Genomic DNA, 16,093 nt, shown 5'->3' with positions numbered 1-16,093 from the left:
GCCGGTTCAGGGGGTCGAGGGGCGGCCGTCGGAGCCGTCGGGTCCGCCGCCCGGCCGGTTCTCGCCCCGGCCGGGGGGCGTCGGGGGCGTCGGCTTGACCGGGGGGGCGGTGACCGGCGGCGTCGGGGAGATCGGCGGCTTGGGCGAGGCCGGGGGCGACGAGGACACATCGGACGGCGACGGCTGCCCGCCGGGCGAGGCGGACCCGGAGGGCAGGGGCGGGGCGCTGGAGGCGGGGGGCGGCGCGGAGGTGCCCGGAAGGCCCGGCTCGGAGGGCCCCGGGGAGGCCGGGGTGCCGCTCGGGGCGGACGAGGCGCCGGGCGAGGGCGTACCGCTGGCGCCGGGTACCGGTCCCGTGCCCCGGGTCCGTCCCGGCAGGCCGGCGGGGGTGCCGGGCGGCTGGTCGGCGCTGTCCCCGGCCGACTCGCCGGAGTCGAGTCCGCCCCGGCGGTCGTCGCCGGTGGAGGAGGTGTCCTCGCGGACCGTGCCGCTCTTGCCGTCCCCGTCCTGCCCGGCCGGGCCGAGCGAGACCAGGGTGGTGACCACGGCGGCGAGGACCACGGCGGCGCTCGCGGCGACGAGATTGCGGCGGGCGCCCACCAGGGCCAGGGTGCGGCGGCGGCCCCCGGCGGGCCGGCGGCGCGGGCCCTTCCCGGGCGGCAGGGCCTGGGCCACCGTCACCGTGCCGGAGACCACCGGCAGCGGCTGGGTGGAGCCCCGCCGGCCACCGGCCGGGGCCGTCGGAGGGCCGGCCGGGACACCGGGCGGCAGGGCGAGCGGCCGGGGCGGCAGGGCCGGGGCACCGGCCTTGCTCCGCGCCGCCGCCAGGGTCTCGGGGGTGACGGGGGCCCCGGGCACCAGGCCGTTCTCCCGGTCCTCGACCAGGGCGAGCGCCCGCCGGCCCACCACGGTGCCGATCCGGTCGGCGAGCGCGCCCCGCATCCCGATGGAGGTCTCCAGCTCGGTCCGCGCCCGGTCGACCCGGCCGCCGCACAGCGCCAGGATCCCCAGCTCATGGTGGAAGTACGCCTCCTCGGCGACCTCCCCCGCGATCCGGGCCGCCTCGGAGCCGGTGCGCAGCACCCTTTCCCAGGCCCCCCAGTGCAGTCCGGCGGCGAAGGCGGGCGCGGCGCTGCGGGCGAGCAGCACGGCGGCGCTGGAGTGCCCCGGCTCCCGGCTGGTCACCAGGGAGGTCAGCGTGGCGAGCACGGCGTCCGCCTCGGCGGCGATCCGCTCGGCGGCGACCGAGGGGTGCGCGGTCCACCAGGTGTAGTGCTGGGCGGCGGTGTGCGAGCGGGCGGGCGCGTCGTCCCCGTACCCGCCCTCCTTCAGCTGGAGCAGGGCCCCGGCGGCCAGCCGGTAGCCGCTCCCGGCCGGGGAGAGCAGTCCGCAGCCGAGGAGTTCGCCGATGGCGGTGTCGGCGTGGGTGTCGCCGATCAGGGCGGGCAGATGCGCCTGGTGCGGCAGCTCGCCGCCGAGTGCGACCGCGAAGCGGAGGGTCCGCCGGGCCGACTCACCGAGCCGGGCGGCGAGCAGGGCGGCGGGGGCGGCGCTCTGTCCCAGGGTGGGCAGGGCCGTCTCGCCGCCCTCGACACCGTCCGGCGGTGCGAAGGCGTCGAAGGAGTCGGGGTCGTCCTGGAGCCGTTCGCGCACCGTGTCGCGCTGGAGCAGCAGGGCGCCCGCCTGGACGAAGCGCAGCGGCAGCCCGTCGGACTCGAACCACAGATCACCGGCCCAGTTGATCTCGTCCTCGGCGAGCGGGCGGTCCACGACGGTCCGCAGCAGCTCCAGCGAGGTGGTGCGGGAGAGGCCGGGGAGGGGAACCTCCTCCAGCCGGGTGGAGATCGGCGGCTCGGCGGTGTCGGGGGTGGTCGCCAGCAGGAAGGCGCACTCGGGGGCCGCGTCCAGGAAGTCGTCCAGGGCGGTGGAGCCGAACTCCAGGTCGTCGAGGACGACGACGGCGCCGATGGAGGCCACCGCCGCGCGCAGCCGGTCCGGGTCGGGCCGGTGGAGGGGGGCGTGGTGGACGGCGGCGAAGAGGTCGTGGAGGAGGTCGGCGGGGCCCCGGTGGTGGCCGTTGAGCCGTATGACGCCGTCGGGCGCGAGGTCGGCGCAGTCGGCGGCGACGGCGTCGAGGAGGGTGCTGCGGCCGGCCCCCCGGGCGCCGGTGACCAGCAGGGAACGGCCCCGGGCGAGCATCCGGGCGATGTGTTCGCGCTCGTCGTCGCGGCCGAGCAGCGGCAGCCGGGGCGCGGCGGGTCCGGCCGGTACGGGCGGCCGGGCGGCGCGCTCGTACGCGGCGCGCTGGGCGGGGGTGCGGCGGGGGGTCTCGGTGGACTCGGGGACGCCGTCGAGTCCGGGGGGCCGGCGCTCTATCTCACTGCCGTCGATCGGGTTGACGGTGAGCAGATAGTCGCCGACGGTCAGGCGTACGGTACGGACGGGCGCGGGGCGGCCGGGAGCGGGCGCCGCGGGGTCACGGGGCGGGCGCACGGCTCCGGTGTCCTCGCCGGTGGTGTCGTGGTCCATGGTGCAAGCCCCCCAGGTGCGCTGCGCACGTTCTCTCTCCGCCTGTCTGCTGTCTGTCCGTCGGGTCCGCGGCGGGGCCGTCCGTACCGGCCTCACGGATTCCTGGCACGCCCGGCTGTCGCGTCGGTGCCGACGGGCCGTGCGGGAGGGCGGGGTGTGGCGGTGGCCATCGGTCCCCGCGGCGTTCGCGCGGCGGCCGGCGTTCGAAACCCTGGACCCTGGCAGGGTATCCCCCCGGGGCCGGTGCGCCGCCTTCCGGTGAGGTCACAGCTTGATGAGAGATCAGCCGTACGGGCGGACAGGGGTCCGTCGCCGTTCGGCGCGGGCCGCGCCGGGGCCCGGCGGACCGTTGTGTCGGGGCCGGGTGGAGTGTCGTACGGGACCCGGTGGGCCGTCGCCCGGAGGCCCGGAAGCCCGGTGGGCCGGACCGCGTCGGGGCGCGGTCCGGCCGGGTGGTGACGGTTGGTGACGGATGCCCGGGTCAGACCCGGGGAAGCGATTCCGCGGCGAGCCCGCCCTCGATCGCCAGAATGCGATGCAGCCGTGTCGCCACCAGCAACCGCTGCATCTGCGGCGGTACGCCGCGCAGGACCAGTCGTCTGCCGCACCGGCCGGCCCGGCGGTGGGCGCCCATGATGACCCCGAGCCCGGTGGCGTCCCAGGAGTCGAGTCCGGTCAGATCGAGCACCAGATCGCCGTCTCCGTCGTCGACCGCCGTGTGCAGGACCGTACGGGCGTCCGCCGCGCTGCGGACGTCGAGGCGGCCCCCGACGACCAGCTCGGCGTGGTCGCCCCTGATGTGCATATGCGCTCCCCGAGAGTGCCGGTGCCCTGTGGACATGTCGTCGAGACGGCACCGGGGCCGTCCCCCGCCCACCGGTGCCGCGCTCCTTGCTGCTGCTCGTGTGCTGTGCTGCTCGTTCCGCCGGACGGACCGTGCCGGTCCGTCCCGCTTCAACTGACCATCCCGAGGGGAGGACCGTTGCCGCTTGTAAGCGAACCGATACCGAATTCACTCCTTGGAGTGATCCCGGTGGTGACGTCACACCGTCGCCGACGGCCGGCCGGGGCCCGCTCCGCTCAGTGGCGGTAGAACCCCCGGCCGCTCTTGCGGCCGATGTCACCGGCGTCGACCATCCGGCGCATCAGCTCCGGCGGGGCGAACTTCTCGTCCTGCGTCTCGGTGTAGATGTTGCCGGTGGCGTGGAGCAGGATGTCGACACCGGTGAGATCGGCGGTCGCCAGCGGTCCCATGGCGTGGCCGAAGCCGAGCTTGCAGGCGATGTCGATGTCCTCGGCGGTCGCCACACCCGATTCGTACAGCTTCGTCGCCTCCACGACCAGCGCGGAGATGAGCCGGGTGGTGACAAAACCCGCGACGTCACGGTTGACGACGATACAGGTCTTGCCGACGGACTCGGCGAACTCCCGGATCGTGGCGAGGGTTTCGTCGCTGGTCCGGTGGCCCCGTACCAGCTCGCACAGCTGCATCATCGGGACCGGGGAGAAGAAGTGGGCGCCGACGACCCGCTCGGGGCGCTCGGTCACCGCCGCGATCTTGGTGATCGGGATGGCGGAGGTGTTGGAGGCGAGCACCGCGTCCTCCCGGACCAGCTTGTCCAGGGTGCGGAAGATCTCGTGCTTGACCTCGAGCTTCTCGAAGACCGCCTCGACCACGACGTCGGCGTCGGCCACCGCGTCCAGATCGGTGGTGGTGGTGATGCGGGCCAACGCCGCGTCGGCGTCCGCCGCTTCGAGCCTGCCCTTGGCGACGAACCGCTCCCACGAGGCGGTGATGGTGTCCCGGCCCCGGGCCAGCGCGTCGTCGGTGATGTCGCGCAGCACCACGTCCCAGCCCGCCTGGGCGGAGACCTGCGCGATGCCCGACCCCATGAGTCCGGCTCCGATGACGGCGAGCTTCCCGGCCACTGCGACACCCCTTAACGACTGTTTACCAAGCGCCTCTGTGGCGGAGGTTAGCGCTCCCGGGGGGCCAAGTGGCGGCGAAGAGATGCGCGTCACGCTCCGTCCGGCCGACATCACACCGGGCAGCCGCGCCCGGAGCCGGACGGGGGCGCCGCACGAAACTACGCTGGCCCCCATGGTCAATCTGACACGCATCTACACCCGTACCGGCGACCAGGGCACGACGGCCCTCGGCGACATGAGCCGCACGGCCAAGACCGACCCCCGGATCTCGGCGTACGCCGACAGCAACGAGGCCAACGCGGCCCTCGGGACCGCCATCGCGCTGGGCGCGCTGGCGCCGGACGTGGTCCAGGTGCTCACCCGGATCCAGAACGATCTCTTCGATGTGGGCGCGGACCTCTCCACGCCCGTGGCGGAGAACCCCCCGTACCCGCCGCTGCGGGTGGAGCAGGCGTACATCGACCGGCTGGAGGCCGACTGCGACCACTATCTGGAGGGGCTGGAGAAGCTGCGCAGCTTCATCCTGCCGGGCGGGACGCCGGGCGCCGCGCTGCTGCACCAGGCGTGCACGGTGGTACGCCGGGCCGAGCGGTCCACCTGGGCGGCGATGGAGGTCCACGGCGAGACGATGAACCCGCTGGCGGCCACGTATCTCAACCGGCTCTCGGATCTGCTCTTCATCCTGGCGCGGGTGGCCAACAAGGAGCGCGGCGATGTGCTGTGGGTGCCGGGCGGGGAGCGCTGAGCACGGCACGGGACACCCGGGGGGGGCAGGCGGGCGGAGGCCGGGGGCGGGACACCGGGGGCCGGCTCGGGCACCCGCGTCCCGGGGGACGGGGCACCCGGGGGCTCAGGCGCCGGGGCGGCGCTCCACCCGTACCGGCTCCCGGTCCCCGTCGTCGCCCTTCACCCCACCGGGCTCCTGACGCGGCCAGATCAGATAGGTGAGCGCGATCAGGCCATGGATACCGGTGATCCTCCAGGCCTGGTACATCCAGGCCTCCAGCGAGGCGGTGCTCCCGGAGTCGCCGACGTACCGGATCGCCAGCAGGAGCAGCCCGGTCGCCACGGCGGCGCCGATCAGGGTCCCGGCCCACACCCTGCCCTCGTGGGCGGCGCGGGCCATCCCGTACCGGGGCGGCGCCACCGGCGGCGGCGCCCCGCCCAGGCGGTGGGCGGCATGGCCGTCGAGCCACTTCACCGTGCGGTGGCCATGGCCGACGGTGTAGCCGATGTAGAGCGCGGCGAGGCCGTGGTGCCAGCCGGGCTCGGCGCCGTTCCTGAGGTCGATCGCGGTGGCGATCAGCAGGACGACCTCCAGCAGCGGCTCGCACAGCAGCAGGGCCGCGCCGAGCCGGGGCATCCGCAGCAGATAGCGCGCGCCGAGGCCCGCGGCCAGCAGGACCCAGAAGCCGACCTCACAGATGATGATCAGTGTGAGAATCACCGTGTTCTCCCCGTCGATGGTGCGCTCTCTCCCCTCCAGACTCCCTGCTCCCGGCCCCCGGATCGTCGTCACCGGTGAGGAACCCGGACTGCATCTTTCGGTGTACACGGATCGGCCGCGGTTCCGCCGGGCCGCTGAGGCGCCGCGGGCCGGCCGGCGTGTTGGATGGAGAGGTGACCCTGCCCCGCCCCCACCGCCACGATGTCGTCCTCGCGGTCAGCGCCTTCCTCGGCGGTCTGCTGCTGTGGTCGCTGGGCCTCTACACCCAGCGCGAGTCGCCGCTGCCCGCCTGGGCCACCCTGGTGCCGCTCACGGTGATCTGCGCCCAGGCGCTCTTCCGCCGCTCGCTGCCGCTGACCACCCTGCTGGTGGGTACGGCGGCGCTGGTCGCCGATCTCTTCACACTGGGCAATCTGATCACCCTGCTGGTCTTCACCGATGTGGTGTACGCGGCGGTCCTCTACGGCTCGGCGCGGACCGCCCGGCGGATCCCGGTGATCGCCGGTCTGCTGACGGTCGCCTCGACGGTGATCTTCCTGGTGCTGCTCCAGGACCCCGAGGGGCTGCTGCTCGGAGTACTCGTCGGCATGATCACCATCGCCCCCGCGATCACCGCCGCCGTCATCCGCAACCACCGGGCCGCCGCCGACATGGCCCGGCTCCGGGCGGAGCAGACCGCCCTGCTGGCCGAGATGGACCGGGTGCAGGCGGTGACGGCGGAGCGCGGGCGGATGGCCCGGGAGCTGCACGACATGGTCGCCAACCATCTGTCCGCCATCGCCATCCACTCCACCGCCGCGCTCTCCCTGAACGATCCGTCGACCACCCGGGACGCCCTGGGGGTGATTCGGGAGAACAGCGTCGCCGGCCTGGCTGAAATGCGACGTTTGATCGGACTGCTGCGGGACAGGGGCGAGGACCAGCTGCCCGCCGCCGCGCCCACCCTCGACGGCCTGGAGGCACTGGTCGCCCAGGCCCGGACCAACGGCGCCTCCAGCGGGCTCACCTTCGCCCTGGACGACCGGCGCACCCCGGGTGGGTCGCTGCCCGCCCCGGTGGAGCTGGCCGCCTATCGCATCGTGCAGGAGTCACTGACCAACGCGCTCAAGCACGCGGGCCGGGGCCAGGTCCGGGTGGCCCTGGGCCAGGGGCCGGGCTCCGCCCTGACGGTGACGGTGACCAGCCCCTTCGGCCATCGCGCGGGGCCCCGCGCGCCCGGCTCCGGCAGCGGTCTGGTGGGCATCAGGGAACGGGTGGACCTGCTCTCCGGGACGGTGGAGGCGGGGCCGGCCCCGGGGCCGCCGGACGGACCGGCGACGATCTGGTGTGTCCGGGCGGTCCTGCCCGTGCACGACGACAAGGAGCCCCCGGCATGACCCAGCACCCCCCGCAGCCGCCGTACCCCCGGGAAAGCGCCGGGGAGAGCCCCGGGGAGCGCGCCGGGGCGGGCGGCGGTTCCCCGGCCCGTATCCGGGTCCTGGTCGCCGAGGACCAGCGCGCGGTCCGGGCGGGACTGGTGCTCATCCTGCGCAGCGCCCCGGACATCGAGGTGGTGGGCGAGGCGGCGGACGGCGAGGAGGCGGTACGGCTCGCCCGCGAGCTGGACCCCGATCTGGTGCTGATGGACATCCAGATGCCCCGGCTGGACGGGGTCTCGGCGACCCGGGAGATCGTCGCGGAGCGGCTGGCGGATGTGCTGGTGCTGACCACCTTCGATCTGGACGAGTACATCTTCGGGGCGCTGCGCGCGGGCGCCTCGGGATTTCTGCTGAAGAACACCGAGGCGGCCGATCTGCTGGCGGGGGTGCGCACGGTGGCGCGTGGCGAGGGGCTCATCGCCCCGGCGGTGACCCGGCGGCTGATCGCCGAGTTCGCCGCCCCCCGGCCGGTGCGCCCGGCCTCGGGGCCGGACGCAGCCGCGCTGGAGTCGCTGACCCCCCGGGAGCGCGAGGTGCTCTCGGCGCTGGGTGCCGGGCTCTCCAACGCGGAGATCGCCGACCGGCTCTCGATGGCCGAGGCCACGGTGAAGACCCACGTCAGCCGATTGCTGGGGAAGCTGGAGCTGCGCAGCCGGGTGCAAGCGGCGATCCTGGCGCAGGAGTTGGGGATCTGACGGACGGTTTTCCGCCGTCTGCGATCCGGCCGCCGTCTTTGGTCTGGACCTATTGACGATTGGTCCAGACCTTCCTACTCTCACCGCAACACACGCTGCGGTGAGCCACGCAGAGTGCGCAGTGCCCCGGTCCCACCCCACTGTCCGGACCTCCACAAGGAGCACCCGTGAGCACTCAACCCCCACCCCTGCACGGCCCCAGAAGTCGTCATACCCCGTGGTCGCGTCTTTCCACCAGGTCACGGATCGTGGCGGGGCTGACGGCCCTCATCGTCCCGCTGGCCGCCATGGTCGGCCTCGCGACCCCCGCCCAGGCCGCCACCTCGGCGACCGCGACCTACGCCAAGGCCGCCGACTGGGGCAGCGGGTTCGAGGGCCGCTGGACCATCAAGAACACCGGGACGACCACCCTCAACGGCTGGACCGTCGAGTGGGACTTCCCCGCCGGCACCCGGGTGGCCTCCGCGTGGGACGCCGACGTCACCAGCGTCGGCAACCGGTGGACCGCCAAGAACAAGCCCTGGGCGGGCTCCCTCGCCCCCGGCGCCACCGTGACCTTCGGGTTCAACGGCACCGGCACCGGCGCCCCGTCCAACTGTAAGCTCAACAACGGCTCCTGTGACGGCGGTGTCGTCCCCGGTGACGACCCGCCCACCGCCCCGGGTGTACCCACCGCGGGCACGGTGACCGAGACCTCGGCCGTCATCAGCTGGGCCGCGGCCACCGACGACAAGGGCGTCAAGAACTACGACCTCCTCCGCAACGGCACCGTGGTGACCACCACCACCGGGCTCACCTTCACGGACACCGGCCTCACCAAGGGCACGGACTACACGTACACCGTGGTGGCGCGGGACACCATCGACCAGGTCGGCCCGGCGAGCGAGCCGCTGATCGTCTCCACCCCCGGCGGTGGCACCGGCCCCAAGGCCAAGAAGATGGTCTACTTCACCCAGTGGGGTGTCTACGGCCGGAACTACCACGTCAAGAACCTGGACACGGCCGGGATCGCAGCGAAGATCACCCACATCAACTACGCCTTCGGCAATGTCCAGGGTGGCCGCTGCACCATCGGTGACGCCTTCGCCGACTACGAGAAGGCCTACACCGCCGACCAGTCCGTGGACGGCGTGGCCGACACCTGGGACCAGCCGCTGCGCGGCAACTTCAACCAGCTCCGTGAGCTGAAGAAGAAGCACCCGCACATCAAGGTCCTCTTCTCCTTCGGCGGCTGGACCTGGTCCGGCGGCTTCCCGCAGGCCATGCAGAACCCGGCCGCCTTCGCCGACTCCTGCTACCGCCTGGTCGAGGACCCGCGCTGGGCCGATGTCTTCGACGGCATCGACCTGGACTGGGAGTACCCCAACGCCTGTGGTCTGACCTGTGACACCAGCGGCCCGGCCGTGATGAAGAACATGATGCAGGCGTTCCGTACCCGGGTGGGTCCGAACTACCTGCTGACCGCCGCCATCACCGCCGACGCCTCCGCCAACGGCAAGATCGACAAGGCCGACTACGCGGGTGCGGCGCAGTACACCGACTGGTACAACGTGATGACGTACGACTTCTTCGGCGCCTGGGCCCAGCAGGGTCCGACCGCCCCGCACTCCCCGCTCAACGCCTATGCCGGCATCCCGCAGCAGGGCTTCAACTCCGCCGAGGCCATCGCCAAGCTGAAGGCCAAGGGCGTCCCGGCGGCCAAGCTGCTGCTGGGCATCGGCTACTACGGACGGGGCTGGACGGGCGTCACCCAGGCCACCCCGGGCGGCACCGCCACCGGACCGGCCCAGGGCACCTATGAGCCCGGCTTCGAGGACTACAAGGTCCTCAAGAACACCTGCCCGGCCACCGGCACCATCGGCGGCACCGCCTACGCCAAGTGCGGCGCCAACTGGTGGGGTTACGACACCCCGGCGACCATCGGCGCCAAGATGTCCTGGGCCAAGGCCCAGGGCCTGGGCGGCGCCTTCGCCTGGGACGCCAGCGGTGACACCAGCAACGGTGAACTGACCACCGCGATCAACAACGGGCTCCAGTAACAGACCGCACCACCCAGCGGACCGGGCACAGCACCACGGAGGGGCCGGGGATCACTCCCCGGCCCCTTCGCCGTCCCTCCCCGGGAGGGGCTTCCGGTACACCAGCAGACAGCGCCAGAAGAGGAGACGTCGGATCGTGCTGCCCGGCAGGAGCACCCTGGCACCCGCCGCCATCTCGGGCAGGGTCATGGGAGGCCTGGCGGTCACGGAGGGGCGGCTGATGTCCTTCTTCAGGCCGAGGCGCTCGCGGATCCATGTCACCACCCGGCAGACCGCGTTGACGGGTACGGCGGCCAGGCCGATCAGCCGGTCCGACGGAGTGCTCTCGCGGTAGCAGCCGAGGATCACCAGCACACCCCCGGGGCTCAGCGCCTCCCGGAGCTTCTCCACGGTGTCGAAGGGAACATGGTGGATGCTCGCCAGACAGGAGATGTAGTCATAGGTGCCGGACGGCAGAGCGGTAGCGGTGATGTCCGCCCGCCGCCAGCGGATCCGGGCGGCGTGTGCCGGGTCCGTCGCGAGGGACCGGGCCGTCCCGATGGCCGTCCCGGCGGGGTCGAGGGCGTCGACATCGATGCCCCGCGCGGCCAGTTTCCGGGCGAAACTCCCGGTGCCGCAGCCGACATCGAGCGCTCTGCGGCAGTTCTCGGGGAGGTGGCGGAGTAAGAGCCCGTGATAGTGGTCATTGTGATCGAAGGACATCGCGCCATCCTGGCACGGGCCCGGCTGCCCGGACCTTCCCTGATCCACCCACCGGGCTCAGGCCACATTCACCCGCTGCCCGGGAGGCGCCGCCTCCAGCCAGGCGAGAAAGCCGGTGAGCGCGTCCTCGCTCATCGCCAGCTCCAGGCGGACCCCCTGGTGCACACAGCCCAGGACCACCGCGTCGGAGAGGAGCGCCAGCTCCTCCTCGCCCTCGGGGGTGCGCCGGCCGATCACCTCGATGGAGGAGCGCTCCAGCACCCGGCGCGGCCGGGGGGCGTAGGAGAAGACCCGGAACCACATGATGCGGTCGCCGCCGTACCGGGCGACCCCGTACACCCAGCCCTTGCCGGAGGGAGCACCCTCCGGCTCCGGCTCCTCGGGGACGTTCCACCGCAGGGAGCAGTCGAAGGTGCCCCCCGAGCGCTGGATCAGCCGTCTGCGCAGTCCGAAGACGAACAGCCCGATCCCCACCAGGGCGACCAGCGCCAGGACGCTCACAAGCACCGCGAGGAACATCTTCACCGACCTCCTCGCCTCGTCCTCGTCCTTGACCGAACCGTGTGCACCTGCATTGCCTCAGCCGCGGCCCGGTCTGGAAGTCCAGTCCGGGCCGCGGCTGAGGATGACGACTGTCGGCGGGGTGCTCAGCGCACCGCCACCGCGCGCAGCCGGACATCGGCACGACGCTCGGCGGCGGCGTCCGAATCCGACTTGGCGCGCTCCAGCGCACGCTCGGCGCGCTGGGCATCGATCTCGTCCGCCAGCTCGGCGATCTCCGCCAGCAGCGACAGCTTGTTGTCGGCGAAGGAGATGAAACCGCCGTGCACGGCGGCGACGACGGTACCGGCCCCCTCGGGGGAGCTGGTACGGATGGTCACCGGGCCCGATTCCAGCACACCCAGAAGCGGCTGGTGACCGGGCATGACACCGATGTCGCCGGACGCGGTGCGCGCGACGACCAGGGTGGCCTCGCCGGACCAGACCTGACGGTCGGCGGCGACCAGCTCGACATGCAGCTCAGCAGCCAAGGGTGGCTCCTCGGGTCACCACCCGGCACAGATGCCGGGTGTTGGGTCAAAGTCTAATGGGGTACGGGCCGCCGGGACGTCCGGACCCCGCCCCGGCCTGTCACGGCCGGGTGCCGGGGGGCGAACCCCCCGGCCGGAAGGCGTACGGAAGGGGCGGGACGGACCCCGCCCCCTCCGTCATGAGCCGACCGACTTGAGAGCCGGCCGACTCAGGAGTCAGCGGACTCAGGAGACGCCGAGCTCCTTGGCGTTCTTCTTGAGGTCCTCAAGACCACCGCACATGAAGAACGCCTGCTCCGGGAAGTGGTCGTACTCGCCGTCGCAGATCGCGTTGAACGCGGAGATCGACTCGTCGAGCGGCACGTCCGAACCGTCCACACCGGTGAACTGCTTCGCCGCGTGGGTGTTCTGGGACAGGAAGCGCTCGACACGACGGGCACGGTGGACAACGAGCTTGTCCTCCTCGCCCAGCTCGTCGATACCGAGGATCGCGATGATGTCCTGGAGGTCCTTGTACTTCTGAAGGATTCCCTTGACACGCATGGCGGCCTGGTAGTGGTCCGCCGCGATGTAGCGGGGGTCCAGGATCCGGGACGTGGAGTCCAGCGGGTCCACGGCCGGGTAGATGCCCTTCTCAGAGATCGGACGGGAGAGCACCGTCGTCGCGTCGAGGTGGGCGAAGGTGGTGGCCGGGGCCGGGTCGGTCAGGTCGTCCGCGGGGACGTAGATCGCCTGCATCGAGGTGATCGAGTGACCACGGGTCGAGGTGATGCGCTCCTGGAGGAGACCCATCTCGTCCGCCAGGTTCGGCTGGTAACCCACCGCGGACGGCATACGGCCGAGCAGGGTGGACACCTCGGAACCGGCCTGGGTGAACCGGAAGATGTTGTCGATGAAGAAGAGCACGTCCTGCTTCTGCACATCGCGGAAGTACTCCGCCATGGTCAGACCGGCCAGGGCGACGCGCAGACGCGTCCCCGGGGGCTCATCCATCTGGCCGAAGACCAGGGCGGTCTTCTCCAGAACGCCCGACTCCTCCATCTCGTCGATGAGGTCGTTGCCCTCACGCGTACGCTCACCGACACCCGCGAAGACGGAGACGCCCTCGTGGAGGTTGGCGACACGCATGATCATTTCCTGGATCAGCACGGTCTTGCCGACACCGGCACCACCGAACAGACCGATCTTTCCACCCTTGACGTACGGGGTGAGAAGGTCGACGACCTTCAGGCCGGTCTCGAACATCTCGGTCTTCGACTCGAGCTGGTCGAAGGCGGGAGCCTTGCGGTGGATCGCCCAGCGCTCGGTCTTCTCGTTGTTCGCCTCGGGGTGGTTCAGCACCTCGCCGAGGGTGTTGAACACCTTGCCCTTGGTGAAGTCGCCGACCGGGACGGTGATGCCCTTGCCCGTGTCGGACACCGGGGCCTGGCGGACCAGACCGTCGGTGGGCTGCATCGAGATGGTGCGGACCAGGCCGTCACCGAGGTGCTGCGCGACCTCAAGGGTCAGCGTCTTGAGGGCGCCGTCCTCGGCGGGGTCAGCCACCTCGACGTGCAGCGCGTTGTAGATCTCCGGCATCGCGTCGACGGGGAACTCCACGTCGACGACCGGGCCGATGACCCGGGCGACGCGGCCCGTGGCCGTGGCCGTCTCAACAGAGGTCGTCATTACTTTTCACTCCCCGCGTTCGCGTCGGCCAGGGCACTGGAGCCACCGACGATCTCGCTGATTTCCTGGGTGATTTCGGCCTGGCGGGCCGCGTTGGCAAGACGGGAGAGTGAATTGATCAGATCTCCCGCGTTGTCGGTGGCCGACTTCATCGCCCGGCGGCGGGCCGCGTGCTCGGAAGCGGCGGCCTGCAGCAGGGCGTTGTAGACCCGGCTCTCGACATAGCGCGGCAGCAGGGCGTCGAGGACGTCCTCCGCCGACGGCTCGAAGTCGAACAGCGGAAGGATCTCGCCCTTCGCACCGCTCTCCTCCGCCGCCTTCTCAAGGCTGAGCGGCAGCATCCGGTTGTCCACCGGCGTCTGCGTCATCATCGACACGAACTCCGTGAAGACGATGTGCAGCTCGTCGACTCCGCCTTCGGCGGTGTCCTTGCGGACGGCCTCGATGAGCGGCGCGGCCACGTTCTTGGCGTGGGCGTACTCAGGGCTGTCCGTGAACCCCGTCCACGAATCCATGACCTTGCGCTCACGGAATCCGTAGTAGGCGACACCCTTGCGGCCGACGATGTAGGTGTCGACCTCCTTGCCCTCGCCACGGAGCCGCTCGGTGAGCCGGTCCGCCGCCTTGATGGCGTTGGAGGAGTAGCCGCCGGCCAGACCGCGGTCGCTCGTGACGAGCAGGACCGCGGCACGCGACGGGTTCTCCGCCTCGGTGGTCAGAGGGTGCTTGGTGTTCGATCCGGTCGCCACCGCCGTGACCGCGCGCGTCAGCTCGGTCGCGTACGGCGTGGAGGCCGCCACCTTGCGCTGCGCCTTGACGATGCGCGAGGCGGCGATCATCTCCATCGCCTTGGTGATCTTCTTCGTCGCGGTGACGGACCGGATGCGACGCTTGTAGACCCGGAGCTGCGCTCCCATGAGTCAGGTCCCTTCCGTCGTCACTTCGAGACGTTGACGGTGGCCGGGGCGTCCTCGCCGAGCAGCTTGCCGTCGTGCGTCTCGAACTGCTTCTTGAACGCGGCGATGCAGTCCGCGATCTTGGTCAGCGTGTCGTCCGACATCTTCGCGCCGTCGCGGATGGAGGCCATCAGACCGGCCTCGTCGCGGTGCAGGTACTCCAGCAGCTCGCGCTCGAAGCGGCGGATGTCCTGAACCGGGACATCGTCCATCTTGCCGGTGGTGCCGGCCCAGACGGAGACGACCTGGTCCTCGGTGCGCATCGGCTGGTACTGCGCCTGCTTCAGCAGCTCGACCATGCGCTTACCGCGCTCCAGGGCCGACTTCGAGGCCGCGTCCAGGTCGGAACCGAAGGCGGCGAACGCCTCCAGCTCACGGTACTGGGCGAGGTCCACACGAAGACGTCCGGAGACCTGGCGCATCGCCTTGTGCTGGGCGGAGCCACCGACACGGGAGACCGAGATACCGACGTTCAGGGCCGGGCGCTGACCGGCGTTGAACAGGTCGGACTCCAGGAAGCACTGGCCGTCGGTGATCGAGATGACGTTGGTCGGGATGAACGCCGAGACGTCGTTGGCCTTGGTCTCGACGATCGGCAGACCGGTCATCGAACCCGCGCCCATCGCGTCGGAGAGCTTCGCGCAGCGCTCCAGCAGACGGGAGTGCAGGTAGAAGACGTCACCCGGGTAGGCCTCACGGCCCGGCGGGCGGCGCAGCAGCAGCGACACGGCACGGTAGGCGTCGGCCTGCTTCGACAGGTCGTCGAAGATGATCAGGACGTGCTTGCCCTCGTACATCCACTGCTGGCCGATGGCCGAGCCGGTGTACGGGGCGAGGTACTTGAAGCCCGCCGGGTCGGACGCCGGGGCGGCGACGATGGTGGTGTACTCCAGCGCGCCGGCCTCCTCCAGCGCACCGCGCACGGACGCGATGGTGGAGCCCTTCTGGCCGATGGCGACGTAGATGCAGCGCACCTGCTTGTTCACGTCGCCCGAGCGCCAGTTGTCGCGCTGGTTGATGATCGTGTCGACGGCCAGGGCGGTCTTGCCGGTCTGACGGTCACCGATGATCAGCTGACGCTGGCCACGGCCGATCGGGGTCATGGCGTCGACGGCCTTGTAGCCCGTCTCCATCGGCTCGTGGACCGACTTGCGCTGCATGACCGTGGGGGCCTGCAGCTCCAGGGCGCGACGGCCCGAGGTCTCGATCTCGCCGAGACCGTCGATCGGGTTGCCGAGCGGGTCGACGACGCGGCCGAGGTAGCCTTCGCCGACGGCGACCGACAGCACCTCTCCGGTACGGCTGACCGACTGGCCTTCCTCGATGCCGCTGAACTCGCCGAGGACGATCGCGCCGATCTCGCGCTCCTCCAGGTTCAGGGCGAGACCGAGCGTCCCGTCCTCGAACCGCAGCAGCTCGTTCGCCATGGCCGAGGGAAGACCCTCGACCTTGGCGATACCGTCGCCGGCCGCGCTGACCGTACCGACTTCCTCGCGCGAGGCCGCGTCCGGCTTGTACGACTGGACAAAGTTCTCCAGCGCATCCCGGATCTCCTCCGGCCGGATCGTGAGCTCCGCCATCTGGGTTCCCTGCTCTCCTTGTTGGGCCCGAAGTTTCTTACTGGGGGTCTGGGGGCCGACCCCCAGGAATCTTCTGCAATCTCTGCACGGCCCAACCGG

14 protein-coding genes are annotated in these 16,093 nt (G+C 71.5%); 4 read left to right on the top strand and 10 right to left on the bottom strand.

Features of this window, described 5'->3' with window-relative positions:
* Window positions 1-6 precede the first annotated feature (6 nt).
* From ABT354_RS08705 to ABT354_RS08695, 3 genes are all read right to left on the bottom strand, one after another.
* Entirely contained in the window at window positions 7-2,529 is a 2,523-nt protein-coding gene (locus ABT354_RS08705; RefSeq protein WP_351490815.1) for an ATP-binding protein, read from the bottom strand.
* 481 nt (window positions 2,530-3,010) lie between these two features.
* On the bottom strand, window positions 3,011-3,334 hold the full coding sequence (locus ABT354_RS08700; RefSeq protein WP_351490813.1) for an STAS domain-containing protein: 324 nt from the start codon (window positions 3,332-3,334) through the stop codon (window positions 3,011-3,013).
* A gap of 275 nt (window positions 3,335-3,609) precedes the next feature.
* Window positions 3,610-4,458: a 3-hydroxyacyl-CoA dehydrogenase family protein gene (locus ABT354_RS08695; RefSeq protein WP_351490811.1), complete on the bottom strand. Its 849-nt coding sequence runs from the start codon at window positions 4,456-4,458 to the stop codon at window positions 3,610-3,612.
* Window positions 4,459-4,630: 172 nt separating this feature from the next.
* On the opposite strand from ABT354_RS08695, the gene ABT354_RS08690 reads away from it, so the two are divergent.
* On the top strand, window positions 4,631-5,203 hold the full coding sequence (locus ABT354_RS08690) for a cob(I)yrinic acid a,c-diamide adenosyltransferase (RefSeq protein WP_351490809.1): 573 nt from the start codon (window positions 4,631-4,633) through the stop codon (window positions 5,201-5,203).
* A gap of 105 nt (window positions 5,204-5,308) precedes the next feature.
* Here ABT354_RS08690 and ABT354_RS08685 read toward each other — a convergent pair whose 3' ends face one another.
* Entirely contained in the window at window positions 5,309-5,905 is a 597-nt protein-coding gene (locus ABT354_RS08685; RefSeq protein WP_351490807.1) for a hypothetical protein, read from the bottom strand.
* Between the two features lie 173 nt (window positions 5,906-6,078).
* On the opposite strand from ABT354_RS08685, the gene ABT354_RS08680 reads away from it, so the two are divergent.
* The 3 genes from ABT354_RS08680 (at window position 6,079) to ABT354_RS08670 (ending at window position 10,057) form a co-directional block, all read left to right on the top strand.
* Window positions 6,079-7,281, top strand: a complete 1,203-nt coding sequence (locus tag ABT354_RS08680; protein WP_351490805.1) for a sensor histidine kinase — start codon at window positions 6,079-6,081, stop codon at window positions 7,279-7,281.
* On the top strand, window positions 7,278-8,018 hold the full coding sequence (locus tag ABT354_RS08675) for a response regulator (RefSeq protein WP_351490803.1): 741 nt from the start codon (window positions 7,278-7,280) through the stop codon (window positions 8,016-8,018). The genes ABT354_RS08680 and ABT354_RS08675 overlap by 4 nt, the downstream gene beginning before the upstream one ends.
* Window positions 8,019-8,185: 167 nt before the next feature.
* Window positions 8,186-10,057, top strand: a complete 1,872-nt coding sequence (locus tag ABT354_RS08670; protein WP_502983362.1) for a glycosyl hydrolase family 18 protein — start codon at window positions 8,186-8,188, stop codon at window positions 10,055-10,057.
* A gap of 51 nt (window positions 10,058-10,108) precedes the next feature.
* Here the strand turns inward: ABT354_RS08670 and ABT354_RS08665 are convergent, their stop codons facing one another.
* The 6 genes from ABT354_RS08665 to atpA form a co-directional block, all read right to left on the bottom strand.
* Window positions 10,109-10,759, bottom strand: coding sequence for a class I SAM-dependent methyltransferase (locus tag ABT354_RS08665; RefSeq protein WP_351490802.1), 651 nt, complete (start codon window positions 10,757-10,759; stop codon window positions 10,109-10,111).
* Window positions 10,760-10,816: 57 nt separating this feature from the next.
* Window positions 10,817-11,278, bottom strand: coding sequence for a DUF2550 domain-containing protein (locus ABT354_RS08660; protein ID WP_351490800.1), 462 nt, complete (start codon window positions 11,276-11,278; stop codon window positions 10,817-10,819).
* 128 nt (window positions 11,279-11,406) lie between these two features.
* Entirely contained in the window at window positions 11,407-11,790 is a 384-nt protein-coding gene (locus tag ABT354_RS08655; protein WP_351490798.1) for a F0F1 ATP synthase subunit epsilon, read from the bottom strand.
* Between the two features lie 225 nt (window positions 11,791-12,015).
* Window positions 12,016-13,458, bottom strand: coding sequence for a F0F1 ATP synthase subunit beta (atpD, locus tag ABT354_RS08650; protein ID WP_351490796.1), 1,443 nt, complete (start codon window positions 13,456-13,458; stop codon window positions 12,016-12,018).
* The gene (locus tag ABT354_RS08645; protein WP_351490794.1) at window positions 13,458-14,375 is read right to left on the bottom strand and encodes a F0F1 ATP synthase subunit gamma; all 918 of its coding nucleotides are present in this window, start codon (window positions 14,373-14,375) and stop codon (window positions 13,458-13,460) included. Before ABT354_RS08645 ends, atpD begins: the two co-directional genes overlap by 1 nt.
* Window positions 14,376-14,395: 20 nt before the next feature.
* Complete coding sequence (gene atpA / locus ABT354_RS08640; RefSeq protein WP_351490792.1) at window positions 14,396-15,994, bottom strand: F0F1 ATP synthase subunit alpha; 1,599 nt, start codon at window positions 15,992-15,994, stop codon at window positions 14,396-14,398.
* Between the last annotated feature and the right edge of the window lie 99 nt (window positions 15,995-16,093).

Origin of the sequence: Streptomyces sp. NPDC000594 (assembly GCF_040299965.1) — a bacterium.
Taxonomy (GTDB): domain Bacteria; phylum Actinomycetota; class Actinomycetes; order Streptomycetales; family Streptomycetaceae; genus Streptomyces.
The sequence above is the reverse complement of the archived record's forward strand: the minus strand, read 5'-3'. Positions and strand labels throughout refer to the sequence as shown.